At 53.7% G+C, this 9,310-nt stretch carries 8 protein-coding genes; 4 read left to right on the forward strand and 4 right to left on the reverse strand.

From position 1 onward, the window contains the following. From HXY34_01515 to HXY34_01525, 3 genes are all read left to right on the forward strand, one after another. Positions 1-307 (forward strand): hypothetical protein (locus HXY34_01515; protein NWF94798.1); only part of this gene is annotated, 307 nt, incomplete at its 5' end. Positions 308-398: 91 nt separating this feature from the next. After that, positions 399-1,061 (forward strand): hypothetical protein, encoded by a 663-nt coding sequence (locus HXY34_01520; protein ID NWF94799.1) that lies wholly within the window; start codon positions 399-401, stop codon positions 1,059-1,061. A gap of 735 nt (positions 1,062-1,796) precedes the next feature. Then, entirely contained in the window at positions 1,797-2,387 is a 591-nt protein-coding gene (locus tag HXY34_01525; protein NWF94800.1) for a GTP-binding protein, read from the forward strand. A 392-nt stretch (positions 2,388-2,779) separates the two neighbouring features. Here the strand turns inward: HXY34_01525 and HXY34_01530 are convergent, their stop codons facing one another. The 3 genes from HXY34_01530 to HXY34_01540 all read right to left on the reverse strand — a co-directional run bounded on the left by HXY34_01530 (position 2,780) and on the right by HXY34_01540 (position 6,141). Further along, the gene (locus tag HXY34_01530; protein NWF94801.1) at positions 2,780-3,571 is read right to left on the reverse strand and encodes a hypothetical protein; all 792 of its coding nucleotides are present in this window, start codon (positions 3,569-3,571) and stop codon (positions 2,780-2,782) included. A 16-nt stretch (positions 3,572-3,587) separates the two neighbouring features. Beyond that, positions 3,588-4,256, reverse strand: coding sequence for a hypothetical protein (locus HXY34_01535; protein NWF94802.1), 669 nt, complete (start codon positions 4,254-4,256; stop codon positions 3,588-3,590). A gap of 220 nt (positions 4,257-4,476) precedes the next feature. Then, complete coding sequence (locus HXY34_01540; protein NWF94803.1) at positions 4,477-6,141, reverse strand: NAD+ synthase; 1,665 nt, start codon at positions 6,139-6,141, stop codon at positions 4,477-4,479. Between the two features lie 171 nt (positions 6,142-6,312). On the opposite strand from HXY34_01540, the gene HXY34_01545 reads away from it, so the two are divergent. Continuing rightward, positions 6,313-7,221 (forward strand): hypothetical protein, encoded by a 909-nt coding sequence (locus tag HXY34_01545; protein NWF94804.1) that lies wholly within the window; start codon positions 6,313-6,315, stop codon positions 7,219-7,221. 471 nt (positions 7,222-7,692) lie between these two features. Here the strand turns inward: HXY34_01545 and HXY34_01550 are convergent, their stop codons facing one another. Then, on the reverse strand, positions 7,693-9,078 hold the full coding sequence (locus HXY34_01550) for a pre-peptidase C-terminal domain-containing protein (protein ID NWF94805.1): 1,386 nt from the start codon (positions 9,076-9,078) through the stop codon (positions 7,693-7,695). Positions 9,079-9,310 lie beyond the last annotated feature (232 nt).

Here is a 9,310-nt window from a genome sequence, read left to right on the forward strand (position 1 = left end):
CCTTGAGGTCTGGGGGGCGGTCGTCGATGTCTGTGCGACAACCGGCATTGGGTTGGTCCTCGTTTCCATGACGCTCCCAGCAGGTCTCACGGCCCTTTGGCTCAGGATGAAGATGCCCGCATTGGTACGACCATTCAAGGTCCCATTGTATGTGGTCGTCTTCAGTCTTGCAGTCCTTCTCAGTGCATACCTGTTGTACTTGAACTACATCTTCGTCATTTTCACGATGTGGCCCGCGCTAGTGGTGACCGGAATCGTGATAGTACTGATTCTGTTCTGCAACTATCTCTACCCGGGGACGAAGTAGTTCATCTCGCGCATCCAATGCATAGGACGGGCCAGAAACGCATATAGGCGGCCCGTCCCTCCGCATTCGTCAGGGAATGGTGGACCATACCATGAAGAAGGTCAATGTAGCTTGCGTATGCGGAAAGAACTTCTCCACTGAGATTGACCCCGAAGCACTTCGGGACCAGATCAAGAAGGGGGGTCTTGTGCCTCTGCTAGTGGCACATGAGGACCACTTCGTGACGCTCTACGTTGACAGCAACTTCTCTGTGAGAGGTGTTGAACGCGTCATTCTTGTTGACTCTGGTCGGTCCGCTACTGCCGTTTCTACTGAGCTCTCTGCCGAGCAAATTGGCGCAGCTGTCGAGGAGGCATGGTCGGAGTCCAGCCCGATGAAACAGTATACGCGCTTCATCTCACTAATAGTCTATCGTATCAAGACCCCCGAAGCTCTCTTTCTTGCCGGCGAACTCACCGGACGCAGAATGTGGAATGAGTGGCGTGGCAGCATACTCAGGATGGGGGCTCGTTACATACCGTCGTTAGGACTTATAGTGAAGACCGAACTCAAGCCCGTCTTGGACAAGGCCGGAAAGACCAAGCTAATTGACGAGAAGACTCTAGAGGTCGGTCAAATCGTTGCTCCGCAGTTCGTGATTGGCGTAGCTCAGGGCGTGCTCAATGCCGTGTCAGAAGCCGCAGAAAGCAAGGTGACCGTGAAGATCGAATATGTAGTTACCGGCGACCTTGTGAAACTCTCTGTAGTTGGTTGATTCCCCGGTCGCTCATGGTGTCCTTCTCCTTGAGGTGTGGAGCGGGTCGAGATGACCCAGCTCCACTGTGTCTCCTTTGCCGGGAGGTGCATTTGAGACAGTGAATGAAGACCTCACGCATTTCTGTGAAATGGTGAGCGTGACTGTACCTACGAACTGGAGTAGAGGTATCGCAGCGTTGCAGCGTCCGCATCAGTTGGCTCTCGGTCACTATCCAGAAGTCCGTAGAGAACATGGAGGACCTGCGCGTTTCTCTGCAGAGTCGAGGCGGTCCGGCAGGTTCGTTCTGTATGTCGTGTGGTCATCATCAGTGTCTCCAATTCGCTTTTCGTGATACAACTGACCATTCCTTCCTCTGGAAACAAGATAAAGCTGTGTACAATGTGGACATCATCAGCGTATCACCAATGTAACATGTGGGCATTACCATGACTACACAGCCCCGGACCACCTTTGTATTGGCAGGCTGTCCATTCTGGACCTGTGGCCATCGTGACTCCAAGTGCAATGGAGGGGTGTGAGGTGACGGTCAGCCACGCGCGAACGCAGTGATCACAGTCAGTCATTCTCGCAAAGAAGGCACAGCACCACGGTTCAGTTCATCAGACTCCAGAATGCCGTCATGACACCGCTGAGCAGTCCTAGTGTCATGAAGACCGTCAGACGAAGCAGAAGGAGTTATTACACGCTCTGGCGCCATGTTTCGCAAACTCTGTCACTGACACAGAGTGATAGATGGATTCCAAACCGGTGCGGAACATGCCCTCTTCGCGTCGTAGCGTACAGTATGTCAAGGTTGTATTTGTCGGACCTGGAGGAGCGGGGAAGTCCACCATAGCAAGGCGGCTCATAACGGGCGGCTTTGTGAATACGGACATGACAGTTGGAATGGATGTGGAGTCATGGTCCTTACTTGACACCAGCAAGAACGTGACACTCGGTGTCTCGATATCTGACTTGGGAGGCCAGAATCAGTTCAGATTCTTCCAACCTGGACTGATTCGGGGTGCTAAGGCCGCAGTACTGGTCGTTGACCTCGAGAGGTTTGACACAGTGATCTCGCTTGATGAATGGCTGGCCATGCTTGAGTCGATCCCGAGAAACAGGTGGATACTGGTGGGCAACAAGGTCGACCGTGCAACAGAGTGTGCATGCGAAGAGGTTGCAAAGAAGGCCGAGGACTTGACTATCAGGTATGTGATTATCAGTGCGAAGGAGGGCACGAACTTTGAGGCGCTGGAGGCAGAACTCACATCAATTATCACCTCCGCAACATTGGAACAGAGACACGCCCAGGTAGAGGCAGCGTCAAAGCAGTGTGAGTGAGACTCAACAGAAGAAGCAGTCAATCACTCAGGAGGTCCATACTTCGTAAGCTGCTCAGCGCAAGTAATCACTAAGGCGATCTCGCTGCGTCAAGCTTGTGAGGTTCATTTGAGCCCCTCGGGTTAGCAGCAGCTCCCCAGAAGTTGGACGGTCTTGGACATCACTGCGTGGTGCATATGACTCCGTGCGGGAACTGGGAGCTCGAGGTCGGTTCGACACATCATGAGACCTCGAGGAGTGACCACAGTGCCGTCTCCTAGGAGTGACAAGACTCTTGTATCAGACTTTGTCCAACCAAAAATGAACGGTAGCTCCGAGTCGGAAAGAAGGAAATACAGGTCAGGTGAACGTGTCTGCCGGCCCGGGTCACCTGACCAGTTCCAGAGTGTACACTAGAACTCATCCAGACCACTGAGAACTACAAGATCTGCAACGGGTCCCATTCCGCGTGACTTCATGATCAGTAGCACAGCTCGCAGTTCAGACGGCTTGATCTTCACATGAATAGCCGTTTCTAACTGCTTGAGCACGGCCCTGGCAGTAGTCTTCTCCTTGACAGCGTTCCCGAGGTAGTCCGACGCAGCATGCAGGATGGCAACACGCCTCCGCAACAGCAGGTCGATGGCCTCGGCATCATCCATCTCCTCAGCTTCTCGGAGATACGACTCAAGTGCAGGGTGGGCATCACGTGCCAGCTCACCTCCAACAATGAGAGGAAGTCCAACGTTTATTGTCAGCCCCTCTGGCACCTTGGTGCACTGCTCTGAGATGATGACACTCTTGCCAAGCCTCAAAGTGTCCGGAAAGACCCTGTTGAGGACGCCATATGCGGATATGCCTGCATCCACGTTCCCGCAGAGGACTAGCGGCTTATCCTGCAAGACGCATGAAAACATGTCCGTCAGGATAGGACCAAACACCTTCCGGGCTCCCTTCAGTGTCATACCTCTTCCGGGCATGACCTCAACAACCTCGGTTCTTCGGGTCTCAGTCGGGGCAAAGTCAACGAGCTGAACGCCACGCACCCTTAGCTTGTCGTCGAAGAAAGCCACCAGCACATGCGAGCAGTCCGAATCGGCAGGAATCAGCACGGAGGATATACCCCTGGAGGGGTCGATGCCGGCGGGTACCTCCTTCACCCGGGTCTTCTTGCATGCAGGACACTGGACGCGAATGGAGGCCAAGTCAGTCCCTCCGGTATCACTCTTTCGCGAGTAGGTATCCTCCCAGTCCCAAGAGCCCTACAGAGACTGTCCGGATGATGTAGAACAGCCACTTCAGGTCTTGTATTGGCCAGATGAAGAGCACCAGTGCATAGACGAGGAAGGAGAGCCCAATGAGGACGGCCCATCTGCTGCCACTGGTCGTGAAGTGCCTGAGAAAGACAAGACCGATGAAGAACGATACAGGAATCAGCAGTTCAATCACCCAGTAGCTCATGTTCAGGAGCTGTGTGTGCGTCGAGGGGTTGAACACAGCAAGCGGGGTGTCACCAGGCAGGAAGAACCCGAAAGCAGCACTACCAATCACGTACAGGGCCACGAAGATTGCCGTTACAATCTCTCGGACCATTGCCTTCTTCACTACGAATGTCATTGTTGCAAACAGGACCAGACCGGTTGTTCCTGCTCCCGAGAGATTGATGTAGAGCCAAGTGGTTGTGATGTATATCGGATTGGTCGGCCCAATCTCCATCGAGGTGGTTATCACAACGATGGTGTGTCCAAGTGCGTACAGTATGAATGCAAGACCCCACAGGAGGCGGGACGACTTCCGCTCCCTGCGATATGCAGTCACGAAGATGACTCCAGCCAAGTATGCTACAATGGCTGAAATCAATGATGTTGTAAGGAGAACGTAATCGACCATCGGGAATACCTGACAGTGCATAGGATGGCCGCTATTTACCTCTTTTGTGCACCTGTCAGTGTTGGGAGTTTGTAAGTCTCTCATATAACGTATAGCCTGTGCTGTCGTGGGCATGCCAGCGAGCATGAGGCTCCGCATGGCATTTCCGGGACGACATACCACGCGATGTCAATAGTCGAGTCTTCCTTCAGCGATGATTGGACTTCGGTCCCTCTAGTAATCATCCCCTGTACAGATTCACTATGGGCATCTTCCATCCTGTCCCGAACGCTCTTCGCGTGACTCTTATGCACGGAGGCGCCTGCCATCGCTTGTATTCCGCTCGTCTGATCCGCGAATAGACGTCATCGACCACTTCGGGGGGATAGCCCATCTCGATGAGCTCCCTCCTGCCGGTCCGTTTCTCGATTATCTCGTCGACGAGCGGGCTCACTATGTCGAAGTCGAACGGGTCGAACTGGTCGGGTCTGAGTTCGGCCGATGGGCGTTTGGTGATTGAACCGATCGGAATCACATCCCGTCCCTTCCTTTGATTGATGTAGTGTGCAAGCTCGTACACCTGCTTCTTGCTCACATCCCCGATGACACCCACTCCTCCCGTCATGTCACCATAGAGTGTGCAGTATCCCAGTGCAAGCTCAGTCTTGTTGCCGGTGTTGAGAACAAGCATCTTGAGACCCCTGAACCGGTTTGAGAAGTCCATCAGACAGTTCCCTCTCACCCGTGGCTGTATGTTCTCATCGGCGACGGGGTCCTCCTCATCCGGGTGGATATCAAGGGACTCTCTCAAACGTTGCCATGTGCTGCTTAGAGACTCGTGATAACTGTCCACAATGTCCTGAATGGAGAACTGCAGGTAATGTATACCAAGGTTGTCGGCCAAGAGTTCCGCATCTGTCTTGCTGTGTTCGCTGGAGAATCGGGACGGCATCGAGAAGCCAACTACGTTCTCGGGTCCGAGTGCCTCTGCGGCAATGCAGGCTGTGACTGCGGAGTCAATCCCCCCACTCAAGCCCAGAACGGCCATCTTGAAGCCGGTCTTCCGGAAGTAGTCTCGGAGTCCTAGAACAAGTGCGTCAAAGGTCTCTTTGGCACGGTCTTGCTCTGGTAGGGGAATAGCCGGCCCCCGGCCCTCCATAAGGTCGACCACCATCATGTCTTCCTCAAAGCCCCTAGCATATGCTATCACGTTCCCATCCGGGTCGGACGCCATACTGTGACCATCGAAGACAAGCTCGTCCTGTCCGCCCACCAGATTGACCAGCAGGACCGGCAACTTGCTTCGAGTCGCCTTTGAGGTCACCACCCTGCTGCGCTCGAGTGCCTTGCCAACGTGGAAGGGGGACGCGGACAGGTTCAAGATGAGCTGGGCCCCTCTAGACTTCAGAATGTCCGTCACCTTGACATCGTAGGAGTCATCCCAAAGGTCCTCGCATATCTCGATGCCGAGCGGCACCTCTCCGCTACGAGTCATGACCAATACGGGGCGAATGTCCTCAGGCCTTGCAGAGGTGAAGTACCTGGCCTCGTCAAACACATCATACGTTGGAAGGAGCGTCTTGTGGATCACAGAGAGGACTCTGCCCTCACCTAACACTGCAGCAGCGTTGAAGAGCTTCCACTTCTCGTCGTGGTCCACGAAGCCCACCACTGCGGTGATTCCAGTCGACTCCCTCCCAATCACCTCCAGCGCGTGTCTATTCGCTCTGACAAAATCCCTCTCATAGAGGAGGTCCTGAGGAGGGTAGCCCGTCACAACCATCTCAGGAAACGCAACTATGTCGGCGCCCAGCTGGCGTGCTTGACGAATACCATTCACCACGCGAGCCACATTCCCATCGATGTCCCCAACTGTTGCATTGAGCTGGCCAAGGGCAATCCTCATTCTGTCCACATCACGGCAGGGATGGGCATCTGTGAAAAGTGTTATGTATAGCGACTTGCGGACATTCGGTATAGTACAATCCACTCAAACAGTCTGTCATATCACGTCAAGGCCGCGCAAGATGTACACCTTCATTGAGCGACCCCACAGATTTCACGGGGTGACGAAAAAGTGCCAAGTCTCAGGAATCACAGCATAGGAAAAAGACACTACATGGTTGGGTTTCTGTTCGGTCTGACGGTGCTTGCCGCTCAGCTCCACGCCAGTGGCTGGCGTCTGGAGGTGCTGCTGGCGTCTTCAACTCTTCTCTTCCTGATACTGGCCTCAATGTCAGTGATGAAGTTCATGGGGAGCATAGGAATAGTGCTGACGTACGCTTCGTTCTGCAGCTTGGTATTCCAACGAACGTCAGAGATGATGAGAAACAAGAGGACGACCGCAGCTCGTGTCAAGACAGTCCTTACGATACCAATCGTGGCCATTGCAGGCTATGGCATGGTCAAGATCTATGTGGCCCTGTTTCTGGGCTATGGACTCGGCCCGATTGAAGTCCTACTCTCACTGTACGGCGTCTGGTCGGTAATGGCGGTCGTATACATCGTGCCGGCTGTGACGAACGCGTTACCGCATGAGGAAGACGAAGGGATAGTTGCAGAAACAGAAACCAAGCTTAAACGGTTCCACTACTCTCTCTGGAGGGGCTATCAGACTAGAGTGAGGAAGGACTTTGGAAAGGTATACGCGAAGGAGTTTGAACGTTATCGCCAGAGTATGGAGAGGATCCGAGGAGAGCTGAGTGGCCTCCTTCTGTTCCCGATGTGCGTGGTGCTGGCCGTCATCCCGCCGCTCGCAGGCCTGCTCATCGTACTGTGGCTACGGATGCTATCGCATGACAGTGCTCCCTTGACACGAGGTGAGAGAGCCCTGCTCGTGAGTTCGTCCTTTGTCGTGCTATTGGTTTCAAGTGTTGTCCTTGTTTCTCTGAGTCTTCTGCCCGCAGTGAGCGTCCTCGATCTCGCCTATGGGGTGGGAATACTGGGAAGCATACTTCTCCTAGCCTACGTGATTAGGAAGTCCTAGTTCACATCTGGCGGCCGGTGGATATGGGCCTAGTCTAGTCGACTCCTGATAACTCGCGAGTGCGCATCACAAATACATCACTCCTGCCAACCTGAGCTCACCTCATCCATTCTCCATATACGACCATCAGCATACCAGGAACGGCTGTACGCTAGGAATGGTACAGGAAACCGTTCAGTAGCGTGATAATGGTTCAGAGCAAGAGTGGTCAGTGTCACTAGCACTGGTAGACCTGATGATTGGTTGTGCTGAAACAGTGTAAGAGGAGTCGCAGACTGGATTGGGCACTTGCTGTTCTGTGTCCGCAGATGCTCAGAACAGATGCATGTCATGCGATATGTCCGGACATTGAGGACTTAGGACGACTCCAGCAGACAAGTCCGTATCGTGGGGAGCAAGAAAGGAGAAAAAAAAACGGAAACACAGCCCCTGAGCATCTGCTCACGGACCGTGTTTCGCAGCTTTGACGGACTATGCAAAGAAGCTGTAGGAGCACTCGTTCACTATCTTGGGATTCTGTACATACGTGCCGCTTGTCGGCATCAACGCCTTGGCAGCGTTGAAGGCGCTGACCGCGCTGTAGCCTTGCTGCACATACTGCCAGAAGTAGTTCGCGAACACCTCTTCACCAGGTAGAGTGCTCACTGCCCAAGAATTGTGGGTCTCGTCTGACGAGGACATCGCAAGATACCCGCCGCCAGCCATGTCATCTGCCCAGTCACCTGAGTGACAGGACGAGATGAGGAGTCCTACTTTTGTGCTATCCAGACCATCCAAGTATGACCTGAATGTGTTCGAATAGACGATGCTATAGCCGCCAGTCCTGAAAGCAGTGTAGGAGTGGTAGCCATCGTTGTTCCCATGACCGAACAGGTAGAAGAAGATGATGTCGGTCGAGTCTTCGTAGGCCGCAACAGTTGCGAAGTCATTTGCGAAGTTCGTCGTGTCCTTGAACTCGAAGAACTTCGTGTATCCCTCGCTCTGGAGAATCGCCTTGTACTCATTGATCACGGTCTGAGTTCCGGCATCACTGGCCCAGAAGAACACACCAATCTTCTCACCCTCACCGCCACCGCCACCGTAGGTGACAGTCACAGTCAGGGTGTAACTACCGGTCCCCGAGTATGAGCGGACCATGATGTACCATGTTCCAGCTCCGGGAGCATTGAAGGTCACTTCCTCGCCGCCACTGGTGTAGCCTCGCCAATCGTAGGTTGATGTGGTCGGAGCTGCACCGAGTCTTCCATACAGGTCGAAATCGGCACTACCACAGGTCAGAACCGAGTACATGCTCTGGGCATTGGCATCAACAACTATGGTCCAAGTCTCTGTGGCGCCAGTCGCTGACAGAGAGCTTGTCACTGGGACGCCGCTCGTCAAGACATGGTTACCACCACCACCGCCAAGCGTGTACTCAATCTGGTCGATCTTGAAGCCCCACTTTGTGACACTGGAGTCAGTCTTCAGTCGGACCTTGATTGTGTCGCCATAGCTGTAGGATGACCAACCGCCTGACGAGTACAGGCCTGTCAGCTTGTGAAGCTGACTTCCCGCGTAGTCGTAGACATAGACGTAGTCGTAGTTCTTCTCCACATCGATCTTTGTGAAGTGCACCCGAATCTGTGTAGCACCAGCCTTGTTGATGGTCCATGTGTAGTCAAAGTTGTTGGCGTAGTTGTGCGCCGACTCAATGACATAGCTCTCAGTGGTCAACGGCTGCGGGGAGTCTGTCCCGAGTGCCAATCCGTACGACGGCACCAGAGTGTTCTGAAGCGGTGCAGCTGCGACAAGCGGCATTGCTGTCACAAAGAACATCGCTACAAAACACAGGGATGCTATCGACAATCTCCTGTTCATTTCGTGCTCACCACGCGAACCAACCCTCTTCTCTTGCTGGTTCGTGTGGGATGAAATGTAATCTCCCTTATTAACTCTGTGCTTTTCCTCCCACAATATGTAACTCTTCGAAGCGCATAGGTATCAATTGGCAATCCTAGTCGATCACGAAGACCATTTGGGACTGTGTCCTCGACGACGACCACTCACGGTGCATCCGACCCCCGGAAGTGTGATGTCCTCCCAACCACCA

The sequence above is a fragment of the Candidatus Thorarchaeota archaeon genome (genome assembly GCA_013388835.1).
Lineage (GTDB): Archaea > Asgardarchaeota > Thorarchaeia > Thorarchaeales > Thorarchaeaceae > JACAEL01.

What these genes read in the sequence shown, in the direction of transcription:
- HXY34_01540 (NWF94803.1), bottom strand. Translation starts at nt 6,141, where the DNA reads ATGAGGATTGCCCTTGGCCAGCTCAATGCAACAGTTGGGGACATCGAT.
- HXY34_01535 (NWF94802.1), bottom strand. Translation starts at nt 4,256, where the DNA reads ATGGTCGATTACGTTCTCCTTACAACATCATTGATTTCAGCCATTGTA.
- HXY34_01520 (NWF94799.1), top strand. Translation starts at nt 399, where the DNA reads ATGAAGAAGGTCAATGTAGCTTGCGTATGCGGAAAGAACTTCTCCACT.
- HXY34_01525 (NWF94800.1), top strand. Translation starts at nt 1,797, where the DNA reads ATGGATTCCAAACCGGTGCGGAACATGCCCTCTTCGCGTCGTAGCGTA.
- HXY34_01550 (NWF94805.1), bottom strand. Translation starts at nt 9,078, where the DNA reads ATGAACAGGAGATTGTCGATAGCATCCCTGTGTTTTGTAGCGATGTTC.